This window comes from Enterovibrio qingdaonensis (genome assembly GCF_028683135.1).
Classification (GTDB): Bacteria; Pseudomonadota; Gammaproteobacteria; order Enterobacterales; family Vibrionaceae; genus Enterovibrio; species Enterovibrio qingdaonensis.
Map to the genome: position 1 here is coordinate 305,231 of NZ_JAJUBB010000002.1, position 18,227 is coordinate 323,457.

General features: G+C 46.7%; 3 protein-coding genes. All 3 read right to left on the reverse strand.

Annotated elements, in window-relative coordinates; all coding sequences use genetic code 11:
- The 3 genes from LRP49_RS04215 to LRP49_RS04225 all read right to left on the reverse strand — a co-directional run bounded on the left by LRP49_RS04215 (position 1) and on the right by LRP49_RS04225 (position 17,600).
- Complete coding sequence (locus LRP49_RS04215; RefSeq protein WP_274140453.1) at positions 1 to 1,260, reverse strand: MFS transporter; 1,260 nt, start codon at positions 1,258 to 1,260, stop codon at positions 1 to 3.
- Positions 1,250 to 11,185 (reverse strand): non-ribosomal peptide synthetase, encoded by a 9,936-nt coding sequence (locus LRP49_RS04220; protein ID WP_274140454.1) that lies wholly within the window; start codon positions 11,183 to 11,185, stop codon positions 1,250 to 1,252. The genes LRP49_RS04215 and LRP49_RS04220 overlap by 11 nt, the downstream gene beginning before the upstream one ends.
- Positions 11,186 to 11,246: 61 nt before the next feature.
- Positions 11,247 to 17,600, reverse strand: a complete 6,354-nt coding sequence (locus LRP49_RS04225) for a non-ribosomal peptide synthetase (protein WP_274140615.1) — start codon at positions 17,598 to 17,600, stop codon at positions 11,247 to 11,249.
- Positions 17,601 to 18,227: the final 627 nt, after the last annotated feature.

Consider the following 18,227-nt stretch of genomic DNA (forward strand, 5'->3'; position numbering starts at 1 on the left):
TTAGTGTTCAGGTGTTGTCGCATACTCTTTTGTCGCGGGGCTTTCGTCGTTAACAAACGCATGAAAGCCTTTGTTTCTATTCCCGAAAATGCCCAATAGCACCATAAGAGCTGCACTAAAAACGATGACCTGATGCCAGTTCCCTGCGGTTAACAAGCTGCCCACCAACCAAATACCAGCGGGTACCGCGAGGTTAAGTAGCGCGAAGAAAAGACCAAACAATCGGCCAAGCATGTGCTGAGGGACAGTGCGTTGAAATTGTGAAAGCACGGGAATGTTCTGTACGGTGTTTAAGCAAGCCAACACGACAAACGTTGCGGCAAAAAAGCTCGTAATCAGCATGGCATTCGCTTGCTGGGGAAATGGAAATAGCCATACAAGTATGAGAAGGGCTTGAGGAATGAGCAGTAAACAGAAATACCGTATCGCTGTTTTTTGAACGGCTTTTTTACTCGCGATCAATGCCCCAATAATGGTTCCAACAGCCATGGCTGCTTCAACAAGTGATAGCTGGACAGGACTGACCCCCAAAATCTGATAAATGATAAAAGGCATGGCGACCAGCACCAATGGCAGGTAGAGACCATTGAGTAAAATTTCGAAGACGAGGAAAAAACGAATAGAGGGTTGCTGCTTAACGTAGTCGAACGCTTCGCGTTGGGCACTGATGTAATCTTTGTTAATCGTCGATTTTTCGCTCTCTTTCTCGGTAAAGCGGAGGTTTAATTGAGCGACAGCGGAAACAAAATATATCGCGCCGGAAATTATGAATATGAGATTCAGCGAAATGTTTGCATACAAAAGCGCACCTGATATGGGTGCTACGATCCGCGTGACAGCTGAGACGGATTGTACAAGGCCGTTAGCTGATGGTAACGCGTCGGCAGGGAACAACTCGGGCAATGCACTGTTGAATGCGAGTGTGAGTAACGCCTGCACACTCGCAACGCATACGATGTAGAACAGCAATGTATTTAAGTTATCGGCGTAGTTGACGGTTAACACGAAAGCGAGAGCGATAAGGCCAGTACAAAAATCGCAAAGGCAAACGACCCGCTTTTTGTTCCACTTGTCTACCCAAACACCACTTAGCAAACTAATGACGACCGAGGGGACAAAGGACGCCCCGACAGCCATAGAGAACAATAAAGCTGATTGTGTTGCATCCAGCAGGTACAGGCTTATCGCGAAGGACAGGCTGCCTGTAGCAAACTGGGAGCTAAAAAGGCCACCGGCAACGATAAATCGATTACTTAACATTGCCTGCTCCTGCTAACTGCTTTGTGCTGTACACAAACAGCTTTAAGTACGTACTTAAGACGTTATTCAACTGCTCTTTTTGTAGTCGTCCTGCATCGAAGCTCAATGACAAAGAGGTGTTATCTGAATCCTCTGGAAGTGTCAGTACTAAATCAAACTCTTGTAAGACATCGGAAGACACGTCAGCGTGTTCACCTTTAAGCAAGATGTGCGCTTGAGAGGGTTCGGGCAGTGCCGTGTCAAAAACCACTTGTGTCGCTGCCAATTCAACCAGTTTCTTGTTTGTTTCCTCAACCATGTCACCAATGGAGTTCGAATTTGCTAAATCGACGGAAAAAGGCACCAACTGCGTACTATTGAGCGCGTAAGTGAAATTGACATTATGTTGCTTATTTAATTGCGCCAGAAGGTAAGCAAAAATGCTCGCTTGACCCGCCAATAAAGACGCTGGGCTATTGGATATGGCATTGGAAAATACCGCCACTGCGTCTTTTGGATAATTGGCTTTGAGTGTGGTGATCGATCGGCCTGCACTGCGGTGGAACATTGAGTGGGGCAAGGTAGTCGCGGGTAAAGTGACTTTGTTGTTTTGGCCATCAATGAAGTCGCCCAACGCGCGAATTGACGTATGGCTAAATAGGTCGGTGACGCGAACAATATCTGGGAAGTCTGAATCAATGCGACTATGCGCCTGAACGATAAGTAAAGAGTTCGCACCAAGGTCGAAGAAGTTCTCAGTCACACTGACGTCTTTAGCGTCTAACAAGCTCTGCCATATCTCGACAAGTTTTCGCTCGGTCTCAGTTTCGGCATGGATAACGTTTATGCCTGAGGTGACCGAGGATTTCATCGCAAGTAGCTTGTTCTTGTCGGCCTTCCCATTAATGGTGAGTGGAATGCTCTCTAGCTCGGTAAAAGACGCTGGCAGCATATAGGTAGGTAAATGCTGTTCAAGCGCATTTTTATACTCAGAACGCGTTCGTGGTTCTGACGAAACAACGAAGGCACTGATGGAGTTCTCTTCTGCGACAACCACTGCTTCAGAAACACCGTCAATGGCAAGCAATTGATGTTCAATCTCACCAAGCTCAATGCGAAATCCACGAATTTTCACTTGCTGGTCGCATCGACCTAGATATTCCAATTCACCACTTGCAAGTTGGCGTGCGCGATCTCCTGTTCGGTACAAGATTTTATCAGGGCTGTAAGGGTCTTGTATGAATCGAGACTGATTTAACTCAGGTCTGTTTAAGTAGCCCCTGGAAATTCCAGCACCGCCCACGTACATTTCTCCGGGTACGCCAGTAGGCTGCAACGCCTGACCTTCACCAAGAATATAAATATACAAATCACTGATTGGACTGCCAATCAAGCTCTGCTTTGCATGGTTAATATCGTTTTCAGTCAGTGATTTATAGGTAACATGCACGGTTGTTTCTGTAATTCCGTACATGTTAATCAGCGCAGTATCTTTGAGAGGATATTTTTCAATCCAAGGTTTTAGCGCGCCTAAGGTCAGGGCTTCACCACCAAAAATGACAAAACGAAGTGAAAGAGGTTGTTCGACCTTTTTGTCTGCTTCGATGAGCTGATTAAAAGCACTTGGCGTTTGGTTGAGAACCGTGACATTTTCTGAGCTGAGAATTTGTCGGAAATCGCTTGGAGAGCGCGTCACCATTGAAGGGACGATAACCAGCTTCCCACCATTTAGAAGCGCGCCCCATATCTCCCAAACGGAGAAGTCAAATGCAAAGCTGTGGAACAGGGTCCAAACGTCATGCTCGTTGAAGTCAAATTCCGTTGATGTACTGTCAAATAGACGAATCACGTTCTCGTGCGTTACTTGAACACCTTTTGGTAAGCCGGTTGAGCCAGAGGTATAAATGACGTAGGCAATCTGGTCCTTCGCGACACAAGATTGGAAGTGCGTAGGAAGATTTTGCAATCTTGCATGAGTGTCTTCCGCCCTCAACGCCAATGTCGGAACGGATGTTGTCGGTGTATCGAGTTCAGTTGCTTTTAGTACAAGCGAGGCATCGCAGTCCGACAAAATATGCTGAATACGCTGCTCTGGGGAATGAGGGTCTACCGGGACGTATGCAGCGCCAGATTTCAATATGGCCAGAATAGAAATGATCATGTCGAAGCCCGGCTCAGCAATCAACGCAACTTTCTTGTCTATCGAGACACCTTGTTCGACCAAAAGATGTGCAAGCTGACTGGCGGATGCATCCAATGCTTCGTAGCTGATTGTCTGATTGTCGAATGAAACAGCAATATGTTTAGGGAAGCGTCGAACCGTGTCTTCAAAGCGCTGAACGATGGCGTCTTGGCTTCCTACCTCCAACGAGCAGGCTTTTCGCAGAGCATCAGATGAGCGTGTTTGCTCTTCTTGAGTTAAAAGGCTGAATGTTGATTGACGTGCATTTGGCTGCTCCAAAACACTGAACAACAATTGTTCAAAGTGCGTTGCCATTTGTTTGATTGTATCTTGGGTAAATAAATCGGCAGCGTAATCCCAATGGAATCTTAATGAGTTATCCGTTTCTGCTACGTCTAATAGCAGATCGAACTTCGCCACGGATGACGGAACATCATCAGCGGTGATCGTAAGATTATCGATAGTCGGAAACGAAATATCCTGATTCTGCATCACCATCATAATTTGGAACAAAGGATGATGGCTGAGACTTCGTGAAGGCGACAGTTCATCAACAAGCTGTTCAAATGGGTATTGCTGATTGGCGTATGCGTTTAAAAGTACCTGTTTGTTCTTTTTCAACTGCTCAGAAAAAGTGCGGGAAGCGTCGATATCAGAACGGAGAACAAGGGTGTTGACGAAAAAACCGATAAGCTCTTCGACACCGGTTTGTTCGCGGTTTGCGATGGGTGTACCCATCACAATGTCCGATTCATTTGAGTACTTGCTAATAAGTAAGCTGAATACGGTTTGAAGTACCATAAAGGCGGTAGAACCTGATTCCTTTGCGTAGGAATACACCGCATCAGTTAAGGACGAAGGTAGTGACGTTGTGTATCGATCTCCACGATATGTCTGCACTGCAGGTCTCGCCGAATCCAGCGTCAGCGCGTGACATTCGGGTAAGCCATCGAGTGACGTCAGCCAATGGTCCTTTTGACGGGCAAATGCATCACTGTTTTCAAATTCTCGCTGCCAGTTTGCATAGTCTGAATATTGGATCTCAAGCGGTTCTAGAGAGGTAGAATGGCCACTTGTGATGTCTCGATAGTGCGCACCAATTTCTTTAGTCAACACACCCAAAGACCATCCATCAGACGCGATGTGATGCATGGTGAGTAGCAGCGTGTGATTGTCATCAGCGACGTTGACAAGCTGGGCTCTCAGAGGTGTTTCTGTCGCCAAGTCAAAGGCGTAAGTGCTCTCAACTTCCGATAGTGCATTTAGCGCAGCCTGATGTGCTTCGTTATTTAACGTGCTGTGGTTCGTGATGGTGAGTTCAAAACCAAGGTTATTGTGAATAACTGGCGCGACAATGCCATCATTTGCGGTATAAACAGTTCGCAGTACATCATGGCGCGCTAAGGTGCGTTGAATCGCTTTTTCTAACGCCATAACATCAAGAACGCCATTGAGCTGGAGTCTGGTATGGATGTTGTAGCGTCCTTTTGTGTGGTCGATCTTGTCTACTAACCACATACGTTGTTGGCCAAAAGAAAGCACCTTTTTTTCTTCAATTGGCTGTTTTGCAATTACCGCGACATCAGTCGGGGAGGCTTGTTCTATCTGTGTTGCCAGTGCCTTGACAACTGGGTACGCAAAGATGTCGCTCAATGGTATGGCGATATCCCACTCTTCTCGAATTTTTGCCATGAGTCGGGTGGCAGATAGCGAATGCCCGCCAATTAAAAAGAAATCATCCTCCCGACCCACTTTTTCCCGCTTGAGGATGTGCTCGACGATGTTTGCCAACGTCGCCTCCGTCTGATTGACGGGGGCCACGAAGGTACTGCTGAGCTGAGGAACGGGGAGTGCTTTTCGGTCGAGCTTTCCGTTTCCGGTCAAAGGCATGTTGTCTAACGGTACAAAAGCCGATGGCACCATGTATGAAGGCAATTGAGTCAACAGATAGTTTCTTAACTCTTGGTTTGAAAGGCTGCGAGAGGGCACCGGTACATACCAAGCAGCGAGCTGAAGTTCGTTGTTCCCGTCTGAATAGGTGCCTACGTGACACGCATTCGTTATTTGTGAGAGAACGGATTCAATTTCCCCCGTTTCAATGCGCTGGCCACGAATTTTCACCTGATGGTCCAGTCGACCCAAATATTCGATGTTGCCACATGCTTTCCAGCGCGCCTTGTCTCCGGTTTTGTATAAACGTCCGTCTCCGAACGGGTTACTAATAAACCGTTCTGCAGTAAGGCGTGGTTTGTTGAGGTAACCGCGTGCAAGGTTGTCACCGCCAATATAGAGCTCACCAGCGACACCTATCGGGCAAAGTTGCAGATGCTGATCGAGAACGAGTAGCGTGGTGTTGTCGATAGGCTTCCCGATTGGAATAGCATTCGGGAGTTCGGTAGAGACGCAATCGAAATAGGAAACATCAATCGTTGCTTCTGTTGGACCATAAAGATTGTGCAACGTCGCACCAGTCGGTTCATGGACGCGTTTTTGGAAATCGGACGCCTGGGTATAAGTGAGTGCTTCGCCACTGGTAAATACTTGCTTGAGTGAATGAAGCGTCTTTGCGCTAGGCTCTGATCGCGTAGAGAGAAACTCACTTAACATCGATGGCACGAAGTGCATACACGTAATGCCTTGTTCGTCGATCGCTTTGCTTATCAACTGGGGATCTTTTTCTTCGTCTTGTCCGAGGAGGAATAGACGAGCACCGGTAAACGACCACCACACAAGCTCCCAGACTGAAACGTCAAACGTGTAAGGTGTTTTCTGCAAAACGGTGTCGAAATTTGAAATTGGGTAGCGAGATTGCATCCAATCGAGGCGATTTACCAATGCATCATGTTCAATGAGCACACCCTTGGGTTCACCGGTTGAGCCAGATGTATAGATAACGTAAGCAAGGTTTGCAGGCGAATGAAGCCTTTCTGGGTTGGTTTCGCTAAAACCTGACGTATCTAGGGTGTGTAAGTCGATGGAACGACAAGGGGATGCCGACAGAGGGGATGCCCAATGCAAATGCAAAATGGCGTCACTGTCATCAAGAATGTATTGCGTGCGTTGTTCTGGGTTATCAAGGTGAATCGGTAGCCAAGCACCACCTGCTTTTGTGATGGCGAAAAGTGCGACCATCATGTCCAAACTGCGGGGTACTTGAACGGCAACAATTGACTCTGGCCCAACGCCCTCCTCTCGCAAATAGTGCGCGAGTCTATTTACCTTTCTGTTGAACGCCGACCAAGTAAGGACGCCATCTTTCGAGGATATTGCAATTGCCCCAGGCTGCTCCAGAACCCGTTGCTCAAACCTTTCGATTAGCGGTAACGAGAGTTGTCGATCTACGTAGGTGTCATTAAAGGTTTCTAAGAGTTGCTGCTTCTCGTTTTCTTCGACAAGCATGATGTCTCTTACAAGGGTGTTAGCATCAGAGATAATCTGTCTGATAACAAACTGAAATTGCTGAGCGAGAGATGTAATCGTTTCACGCTTAAATAGCTCTGTGCTGAACTCAATCGTGGCGGTATAGCCATGTGCACTAGAAGGATAGATGTCGAGTTTTAGATCAAGTTTGGCAAAGTGTGATGGCGTGTCGAGCTTCTCAAGTAAGAAGGCGTTTGTCTTCAGTGCCTCAGCCGTTGAAAGTTGGTTGTGAAAAACGAACATGGTATCGAAATAGGGATTTCTGCCAGGCTCGGGTTGAGACCAATGGGACACCATATCGTGATAAGGGAAATCTTGGTTTTGTAACGCTTCAAGAAGTCGTTCTTGTTGACCCTCGAGGAGCTCTTGTACGCTTTGATTGGCCTCACAGCTGAAAGGAATAGGGAGGAAGTTGTTGAACATTCCGACCATTTCCTGCGTTTGGTGATGCGTTCGTCCTGTGCTTAGAATGGATGAGCAGAAATCTGCTTGTTGGCTGTATTTGGCCAAGACAAGATGAAATGCAGTGAAAAACAGGGTGTTGACGCTTACCTTTGCGTTAGAGGTGGTGCGAATTTCCTCTGACACTGCAGCATCAAAATCGAACGTGAACTGCTCTCCCTTAAATGTTCTTTTGTCTGGGTGCGGGAAGTCAGTAATCAAGTCAAGACGCGGTGGGATATCAACAAGCGTGTTTTGCCAGAAGTCTTTTTGGTGTTTGATGCGGCTTTGATTTGTGTCGCTTGCTTGCCAAACAGCATAATCGCCAAAGCGTACTTCTGGTTCTACAACTGCATTAGTATTGCCTTCCAATTGATCAAGGAATTGGTTGATCAGTACAAGGATGGACACACCATCGGCGACGATATGGTGGATATCAATAAATATTCGATGCTTATTCTCCAATGCTTGTAAGCCCAATCTCACCAGCTTGCCATCAGTGAGATCAAACGGCTGAACAAAGTCTTTCCAACAATCTTCAAAAGGCATTTCGGCGGCATATTGGCGAGCAGAAAGAGGGGTAACCTTGGCGGTTTGGTGTAACTGGTCAGCATCGTAATGGAAGCGAGAGAAGAGTACAGGATGACGCTGACAAACGCGTTCGAAAGCAACAGAGATTTGCTCTGTTGTTGTTTCGCCCAGCAAGGAGAAAGCGATGGGCATGTTGTACGCTGTGCTGCCAGGTTGCATTTGAGCTTGGGTATACAGACCCGCTTGGATAGAGGTGGCGGGGATGGCGTTGAGCGACGCATTGCGTTCTATATTCCCCAGCGTGTTTTCCTTGCGTTGCGTATCAAGCAAATGGCTCTGCTCTCTAACGGTAGTGCTCGAAAACAAGGTTTTTATGTCGAGTTGTTTACCGAAGTGCTTCTGCATTTGAGCCGATACACGGCTGAAAGCGATAGAATTTGCACCAAAATTAAATACGTCATCGGTCACCGAAAGCGTGGGTTGAACCAACACTTTCTGCCAAATCGCAAGCAGGTTAACTTCGGTCTCCGTTTTTGGCTGCACTGGTTCACCAGACCTTTCTGTTTCCGGCGTCGGGAGCGCGTTAAGATCGACTTTGTTGTTCGCAGTTAGAGGAAGCCTATCGAGACGAATATAGTGTTGAGGCAGCATGTATCGGGGTAAAAATTCAGCCAGCTCAGCAGTGATCTTTTCCTTGTTTGGCATCTCGTTTTGGCACAGGTAGGCGATGATATAGCCGTTGCCTGAATCATTGCCTTGAACCGCCACATAGACATCAGATGCGCCTGTGACATCAATAAGTTGTGATGCTATTTCGCCGAGTTCAATGCGAAGCCCCCGAATCTTCACTTGGGAGTCTAAGCGCGAGTTGAAAATGAGCACGCCATTTTTTGTTTCTACAACTTCATCGCCTGTACGATATGACCAGTCTTGGGTATGGGGTACGTTTGTGAAACGTTCTTGCGTCAAGTCGGGACGATTTAAATACCCCTTTGCCAGTGCTGGGCCACCGATATAAAGCTCTCCCGGTACACCCGGAAGACAGGGTAGCTGGTCAACGTCAAGGACATGGAAAGTAGAATCATTGATGGCCGAGCCAATTGGGATCGTTCCATGGACCAATTGCGTTGACTGGATAGGATACGCGGCAGCAAAAACAGTGGTCTCTGTCGGGCCATACACATGAACAAGTTTATTTGGCCCCAGCTTTCTAAACGCCTTTTTCACATGTGGAACCGAGACTTTTTCCCCACCGAACAGAATCCGATTTACTTGCTCTAAGGCAGAGAGATTGGTGTCAACCAGTGCATTAAACAACGCTGTAGTGACAAAGAAGATGGAAATATTTTGGTCCGAAATGTAATCGGTCAGCGCATTGAGATCTGACAGTAACGCATCATCTAAAAGAACGAGCTCGGCACCGTTGCATAAGGTTGTGAAAATATCGAACACCGAGCCGTCAAAACCGTAGGAAGAGAGCTGCAATACGCGATCATTTTCCGATATCTCTACGTAGGTGGGAGACGCGGCGAAACCTGCAACGGCACCGTGCGGTGTGAGAATGCCTTTAGGCTGTCCTGTTGAGCCTGAGCTGTAGATGATGTAAGCGGTGTCACTGCTGTTAATGCACACAGATGGTGCGTCACCTTCTGTGCCCAGAAGGTCGTTGACGTCTGCTACCGAATGAGTGCTCGCAAGTGGTGATTGCCCCGAGACGATACAAAGCTTGGCTCCCGTGTCCTCCATCATGAAAGCAGAACGTTTCTTCGGCAGGTCAGGAAGAATAGGCAGGTAAGCGGCACCGGCTTTTAGTACACCCCAAATCGCCAACACCATCTCGGTGCCTCTGGGTAAGCTGATTCCGACAACATCCCCTTTTCGAATTCCCATACTGGCGAGACCGGCGGCGACCTTATTGCTTAATTTATCGAGCTCCTGATAAGTGATGGACTGTTCAGGGTTTGACAGGGCTGCGCGCTCTCCAAAATTATCAACGGCGAGTTTGAGTTGCGTGACCAAGTCGCTGTTGTATTCAGGGCGCGCTATTGTCGAATCAGTTGTGCGTCTTTCAACGGGAGATAAGCTTTTGAGCTGGCGCGAAGGCTCGGACACTGCATTGTCAAGCAGGGTAGAAAAGTGTGCTAAAAAGGCGTGGCCAAAGCTTGGGTCGAATTTGCCAGATTGAGTAATCAGATTACATTCGTATCCGTTCATCTGGGTGATGGCGAGCGTAAGGTCGAAATCAGTTTCTTCTGTTGTTTCCACCGACTGAATACTGAACCCTGTTCCGTCCGCTATTGTGGTGTCGAGAGGGTAATTTTCAACGACCAACAAACTGTCAAACAGTCTGGCATTTTGAGGGATTGCAGTAAGGGTATGAACGTCCTTTAACGCGACAGTACTGTGTTCATTAATGCCCGCCAATTGCAGCTGAACTTTTTTAACCCAATCAGAAAATGGCATGGTCATTTCCAATTCGGCACAAAAGGGCAGGGTATTGATAAATAACCCTGCCGTATCAGCAATATTGAGCACGGGGAGATTTCTCCCCGACACCGTCGTTGCAAATGTTAGGTTTTTTTGATTCTGGTAGTAGCGCAGGCATAACGAGAACACTGCGTGAAATATTGCTGCCGGAGTAACGCCTTCTTTTTCAGTGAGGGCCTCTATTCGTGCCTGTATTGGGCTCGAAATTGGGAGCACAATTTTATTGTCTGAAACTGCACGGCTTTTGACATCCAATACCTCCAGCGTACGTTTTGGTAACGGTCGATTCACTTCGGCATTTGATGTTGACGTTTTCCACCAATTGAGGGCTTTATTGGTATCGGCTTTCTTCCACGCCTCGTGTATATCTTTGGTCGACGCGGTCTTCTCCAACGTTAACGCTGTGTTCTTGTAGAGGCCCAGCAAGGATTTCAGAATCAGCGCACTGCTCCAGCCATCAAGAAGAATGTGGTGAAAGCTCAGGACAAGGGTAAAAACATTGGCGTCTTTTTCGATAACACTCAAACGAATAGGATGAGATTGCAAATCCAAAAGTGAAGGACTTCTCAGCGTTGAAAGGGTGTTGTCATTCGCTTGTTGGCGCGATATCTGCTCGATATCGAGCGATCGTTCTTTTAGCACAATTTGAACGGGCTTATCTATCCCTTGCCAACGAAAAACGGTGCGAAGTGCATCGTTGTTTTCTACAACGCGGTTCCACGCAAATTGAAGGCGGTCTATGTCAATGTCGCCACTCACATTTAATCTAAGCTGCTCAAAGTAAACAGGGCTGTCAGGCTCGGAAATATGATGAAAAAGTAAGCCTTCCTGCAAGGGCAAAAGAGGGAGGATGGCTGAGACGTTACTTTTGTCAATTCCTGACATGTTGCTGTTCCTTGTCTTTCTCGAAGTTCGATATCGCGTATAACTGATCTGGCTTTTGTCGTTAAAACAATGCGTCCAAGTCTTCCTGACTTAACTCGGCATCGCCAAAATCAGAAGGCGTGAAATGGATGTCACTTGCTTGTTTTAAGTGCGTGATTAGCAGATCAAGTTCGTGTGCCCATCGTTTTAGAAGTGCTTCGCCGTGAGGCGAAGGATTAGAAAAGGCAGTTTTGACCTGTAATACCAAGCCGCCGTCCTCAATCCAGCAATCACATTCGAATAGTGCCGTTGTTCCGTTTTGTTCATCGCTATCAACACCCGTCGGGGCGAAGTTCAACGAAACGTTTTCAGATTCTGCACTGATGTTTAACGTGCCCAAGTAGTTAAACCTGCAAGCAGGAATTCCTGAGGATTGTTGTTGGACCTCGCGGGCTAAGTAAGTTAGGCCGGAGTGGGGTGCGTTTCTTGTGCCTTCTTTGGCATCACGGATAACGGCATTTGCATCATCAATGGTGCTGAACAGAACGGGGTAGATTGCAGTGAACCAACCGACAGAGCGAGACAAATCAATCCCTTCCAACTCTCTACCGTGTGATTCAACCTCGATGCTAAAACGTCTCTGTGAGGTAAGTGGCTTCAACGCCATCGCAAGAGAAGCAAGGAGAAGGTCCTGCTTTTGTGTGTTGAAAACGCCGTGAATATCTCCATCCAACTCTTTTAATGTGTCGGACGGAATAGTCAGTTTTTGGGTCTGTGTAGCGGGTTTATCGCTAATGGGCGGATTTTCTATGTTTAATGGGTAAGCCGTCGCGGCTTCCCAATATTGCTTGTCAGTTTCAGAAGTGGCTTTTAGCGAAGCCGCTAGCAGTGCTTGGTAGTCATGCAGGCTCGCGGACTTCAACGGCAAGGATATGTCTGCTTGGTTCAGCAAACTATTTACCGCGAGCGACAAGTCTTCAAGCACGATTCGCCAAGAAACACCGTCAATAATGAGGTGATGTGCGATCAGCAAAAGCTTGGGTTGTGAACTTTTAACGTAAACCGCTTTGAATAGCCAATCATCATCAAACGAAAAGTCACGTTTCGCGGTTTCGCCAATTGTAACCAGTGTATTTTGGGCTGATTCACTAGCAACAGAGAGGTGAAACTTATCAATCGTCTCTGGGTGCTGATACTGCGCTGAACCCCTATCAAATCGCAATCTGAGCGCATCGTGGTGGAGGAGTATATGCTTGAGTGCTTTCTCTAAAAGATCGGGAGTAAGAGAGATAGGCACATCTAACAACACGGATTGGTGATAGTGTTCTGGTTTCACAAATTGTTGGTTAAAGAACCACTGCATCGCTGGTGTAAGTGCGACATCACCGTTGAGAGTTTCTTGCGAGTAGTGTCGCTCTGACGCCAGTACTTTCAGTTTTGCCGCCATGGACTGAAAAGTGGGGTTAACGAGTATTTCTCTGGTATCCAGCTCCCACCCGGCACTGCGCAGGTGCGCTACAATTTGCAGTGCTTTGATGGAGTCACCACCCGCACGGAAAAAGTCACTGTTTAATGAAATAGCATTGTGGCTAAGTACCTGCTCCCATGCGTGTTTTAGCGCAGTTTCCTTTTCGTCAAAAGCTGTTTCGTCGATGGAAGTCAGGTGACTCTCATTGTATTGCTGTGCGATAAGCTCTAGTGCGTTGTTGTCGATTTTGCCATTGGCAGTCAGCGGCATGTGCTCAACACGGATAGCGCACTGAGGCACCATGTAATCAGGTAACTCGTCATACAAGGGCGTGAGAAGACTATTTAAATCTTGGTCGGCGGTGTAGAAAGCGACCAATTGTGGTGTTTCAGCCAAGTTGCAAACGCGCACACAGGTGGTGATAACGTCTTTAGTTTGCAAAAGTAACGATTCTACTTCTTCCGTTTCAATTCGATACCCGCGCAGTTGGACTTGGTTTCCTTCTCTACCGACATACACCAGCTCATTCCGCGAATTTTGGTAAGCGATATCGCCAGTTCTGTAGAGTTTTCTTTGGCATGTAAATTGGGGCTGTATAAATGCTGAAGCAGTTTTCTGTGTGTCATTAAAGTAACCTGGCGAAACACCATCACCGCCAATCCAGATCTCACCCGACTTTCCGTTTTCGACTTGATTTCCAGCCTTGTCTAACAGGTAAATAGAAACGTTGTCAGCCGCTTCACCAATTGGCACAGCATGATAGCTGTTGTCTATTGCGTGGTAAGTGTGCGTTATACAGCCAACGACTGTTTCGGTTGGTCCATATTCATTTATGATTTTTGCGTTTTTAAATATGGCTTGAGCACGCTGTGCAAGCGGCGTACTGAGTTGCTCACCCCCAACAATGAAACACGTCAGATGTTCGGTCGGCGTCGCTGCTTGCTCCGCGAGTGTGGTGAGCACATCAAGGTGGGCGGGAGTAAGCTTTAACGTATTGATCGTGCTATCTGAAAGAACGGCAGCGAGTTGGTCGTATAACGAATCTGAAGCGGATAGCACTAATTGTCCGGCGGTACAAAGTGGCGCAAAAAGAGTCGTTACCGTAAGGTCGAAAGAAATGCTCGTGAACAGTGCCATATTCATCGGCATTGCGCTGTTATATCTCTTTGCAAACTGAAGGTAGTTTGCCAGCCCTTGGTTCGTCACCGTGACGCCTTTAGGTTCTCCCGTCGAGCCAGATGTAAAAATGATATAGGCCAAATCATCAGGCATCGCCTGAGACTCAACGTGTGCTGATGTTGATGCGCTAACGTCGGCAACAAGCTCGGAAGTCGTGCAGTGTTGGAACTGCTCAAGCAAGTTGTCATAGAGATTCTCGTTTGGGGGCGTATCAGTAACAACGATCGAAGGGCTGGCTGCCTCGAGGATCTTTTCCTTTCTTCGTAAAGGTAAACTGTCGTCAATGGGCACATAACAGGCCCCCAATCTGTTTATTCCTGTTAGTAGCGGTAACAGTTGGGCAGAGCGCGAACCAATGACAGCAACGATTTGCCCCTTTTTTACGCCCTTTGCGGAGAGTGAATTTGAGATTTGGTGGCTTGTTTCATACACATCCTCATATGTCCAGAAACTCCCGCCATTGACCAAGGCGATGGTGCCAGGATAGGCATTGGCACAATCATCGAGTAATGAACTGATGGTTTGAGATTTGTCATAATCTCGTGTGTTTTCGCTTACGGGGGCGATATTAAGGCTGTCAAAGAGCACCGCATTTAATTCGCGACCAGATTGATCCGCCAGAAGATTTAAAGTGGCGACAAAGTCATTAAGCATCACCGACAATGCGTCGTGAGAGAAGAGTGAGCGAGAGCCTTCCAGCATGAGTTGGAGCCCTTTGCCAGCCTGATGCTGAACAAAAAGTGTTACGTCGACTTTTGCCCCTCCATTATGAAGCGGAATATGTTCATACCCTTTGTCGATGAACTGTTTTGGAATGGGTTGATATACGAACATCACGTCAAACAACGCGTTCCTGCTCTGTGATGTTGGGCTTTCAGACAGACTGACTACTTCGGAGAACGGGATGAGGTTGTCATGTCGCGCCTTAATATGAAGCTCAAGAGCCCTCAAGTTTTCTTCAGCAGACAGCGAGTAATCCACGTGAGCGTCAACGAGCAGAGAGTCAACAAACATGCCCGGCAATAAAATGGATGAAGGCGTGCGTTGAGTAACGGGGATGCCGAGAGAAAACTGTGTTTGTCCGCAGTGTTTTGACACCCAGATTTGAAACATATTCTGCAGCAGGTTTTGCAGGCTGGTGCCACTTTTTGCTCCCAGCTTTTCAAATTTTTTGGTGTCGGCTTTATTGAACGACGCGAGTGCTGCGTACCCTTGAAAGTCTTGTTTGGCAGGCCTTTTGGATTGAAGCGGCCAAACAAGGTCTTCTGGTCGTACTTTTGTGGAGGCTTTCCAATAGTTCAGTTTGTTTGGATTGGTTTCTGATTGATAGCGAGCATAGTGAACAAACGCATTCGTGGTTTGAGAATTGGGTTTGGTTTGGCCACATATCGTCGATACCCATTCATCAAACAGGTTCGGAAGTGAGAGTCCATCGCAAAGCAGGTGATGGCAATCAATGATTAAAACTGTCTTTCCGAGATGGTAGCCAAAATAGAGGCGTACAAGGCGTTCATCTAATATCGAAAACGGTTTTGCAACGTTTTCTAATTGTGCCTCAAGAGGAGTATCTTCTCTAAACTCAATCTCTTGACCAATCGCGTGTAGGGTGTTTTTAACGCCGCAAACCCATTGAGGCTGGCCATCTAAAACCTCAATTTTGGCTCCCAACACTTGGTGATGATTGCTGAAAACGGATTCGGCACTCGCGGTTATGACAGAGCGGTTGACAATAGACTCAATGGACACTGCCGCAGTGATGTTGTACGCCGTATGTGTGTCTCGTTGGCATAGGGCAAACATCGCCAACTGGGCTTTTGTTAAAGCGTACGCGCCTTGTGTTTCCTGTACGAAGAGGGGAGCCGCGGCGTCTTTTTGTAAAGCGGTGTCATCAATGGCTTTCGCCATGGTTTCAAGCGTTAAATAGGAATGAAGGTCTGATTGAGGCACTTCTATTCCGAATGTATGAGAAATTCGCTGAAGCAGAAACACTGCATCCAAAGAATTTCCGCCCTTGGCGAAAAAATTGTCGGATTTGCTAACCGAGGCGCAACGAAGTACTTCTTGCCACAAATCTGAAAGTCGTTTTTCTGTATCTGTTAGCGGAGAATCATTGCGTTTCTCACTGACTAAATTCTGAATGTTTGAGGTTATCTGTTCGAATTCGCCTTTTTCGGCGCGTTGTTTTAGTTGAAAACGTTGCAGCTTGCCGCTGGTGGTTTTCGGAATTAACTTAATCGGAATGACCAGATCGGGGAAAATGCCATGTTCAGCTGAAAGCGTTGACTCAATGTGCGTTTTTACCGTTAGAAACGCTTCCAAAGATCCGCGATACTGAACGAAGACAGCCAACTTTGGCATAGCTGTTTCTTCTGAAGGGGTGATTGATACCACCGCGACCGAGCCCAACGGTGTCAACTCGCTAATGGCTAGCGACTGCTCGAGGTCATGAGGGTAGATATTCTGACCGTTTATGATAATAAGATCTTTGCTTCGACCCGTTACATAGAGCTCACCATCTTTTAGAAATCCGAGATCTCCGGTTGCCAGCCAGCCATCTTCAGAAATGGTCTCGGCCGTTTTTTCTGGCGCGTTAAAATATCCACGTGTAACGCTATCACCTTTAATGTGAATGTCACCAACGGTGAGTTCTCCGCATTCCTCGTTCCCTTTTACGATTCTGATTTCCATGCCAGGGATAGGCGAGCCCAGAGCAACAAAGGAAGCCCCGTTATTGCCTTCTTGAGCTTTTGTGCCCATATGAAGTGTTGCTCTGTCGAGTGTGATACTTCGCAAGGTTTTTCCCGCTTTGGGAAATGTTACCCCCAGTGTGGCTTCGGCCAGTCCGTATACGGGAAACATCACGTTATTTTTAAGGTTAAAAGCACTCAATTTGTCTAAGAATGCATTGCACAAATCGACATTGATGGGCTCAGCACCATTAAAAATCAGCCTGACATTATTCAGTTTCCAGTTAGGTTTTTTCTTACTGTTTTCAAGCCGCTTTAGTAGGTAGTGGTAACCGAAATTAGGGGAGGAGAGCACGGTCGCTTTAGCGTCACTGACATTCCGAATCCAACTTAAAGGGTCACGAATAAAGCTGGCTGTTGGCATGATGTATTGATCACAACCCACCATCATGGGATTGATGTGAAAACCAATTAGACCCATGTCGTGTGTTAATGGCATCCAACTGAACGTCGTATCAGCTTGCGTTGTCTCTGTCGCTTCAATCGTGGCGATGTTGTTTGTAATGATGTTTCTGTGGCTCAACATAACGCCTTTGGGGAGACCAGTAGAACCGGAAGAGAACTGAATAAACGCCAAATCATCTGATGCTATGTTGGATGTATGGATTTTTGGCAAAATATTGTCAAAGCCAATATCGACAGAAAGGAGTTTGGATTGCGGATTTTTAACCAAAAAAGGCGTTTTTGAAACGGAGTCTGTGACTGTCCAACTTTCTTTTAGAACGGAAAATATGGCATCAAGTTTTTTGAAATGGGCATCAGTGTTGCCATACGCAACAGGGACAGGGATGAAGCCTCCAATGATTGAAGCCCAAAAAGCAGTGACGAAATTTTTGTTGTCTTCTAGCTGAAAAACAATTTTCTGTTTCGGCTTTACGCCCAGATTGCGCCACGTGCAGGCGAGTTGATTCGCATCGTGCCACAACTGAGTGTAACTCAGAAAAATTGCGCTATCTCTGTGATGCGAAAAGTAGATACCCTTTCCTTCAATCTTGCTAGCCGTTGCAAGTACATCTCCAAGCGTATCTATATTTGAGTACATCACTTCTTTTTCCCTGAACCACATTGACTACTGATTACCACCTTAATAGTGGGAGGGGATTCAAACGTTATGATGCCTAATTTTCCAAACATTCCTTCCATGAACTGGATGAGGTTCTCGATATAAAATTTATTGTTGCAAATGTTGCAAGATAAGAATTAATGTTAATGGGTGAGTGCAAGTTCTTCATTTTCATGCTTTTGCAATACACTCTGCTGTTTCTCGACGTGAACCATGTTTACCCTTTTTTTGCGGCGAACCCACTGAGAGGAGGGATTTTCAAGATAATGGGCACAACGCCAAATGAATATAATGTCAGTAAGTCAGCATGTTATTCTTGAGGTGCATCTCTGAGGTGACTGCATTTTTTGCACTGCATGGTCATTTTTATTGACAGGCTAAAATTGGGGCGTTTGAAGTTGGTCTCTCGAATATCTGCAATACCAGCAGAACACACATCAGTGTGTGCGTACCGTCTAAATATAGGCGGCCATTTTCAAGCGTTATGCGCACAGATACTAGGTGCAAATGGAGCCAAGATAGAGGTTTGAAGGTAAGAACGACGTTCCCGGCTCAATGGCGGCTTTTTACTTAATTAGTCTGTCTTAAGCTCTAATCTATTGATGC

Bases quoted from the DNA above. Each gene is read 5' to 3' on its own strand.
- LRP49_RS04215 (WP_274140453.1), bottom strand. From the start codon at position 1,260: ATGTTAAGTAATCGATTTATCGTTGCCGGTGGCCTTTTTAGCTCCCAG.
- LRP49_RS04220 (WP_274140454.1), bottom strand. From the start codon at position 11,185: ATGTCAGGAATTGACAAAAGTAACGTCTCAGCCATCCTCCCTCTTTTG.
- LRP49_RS04225 (WP_274140615.1), bottom strand. From the start codon at position 17,600: ATGTACTCAAATATAGATACGCTTGGAGATGTACTTGCAACGGCTAGC.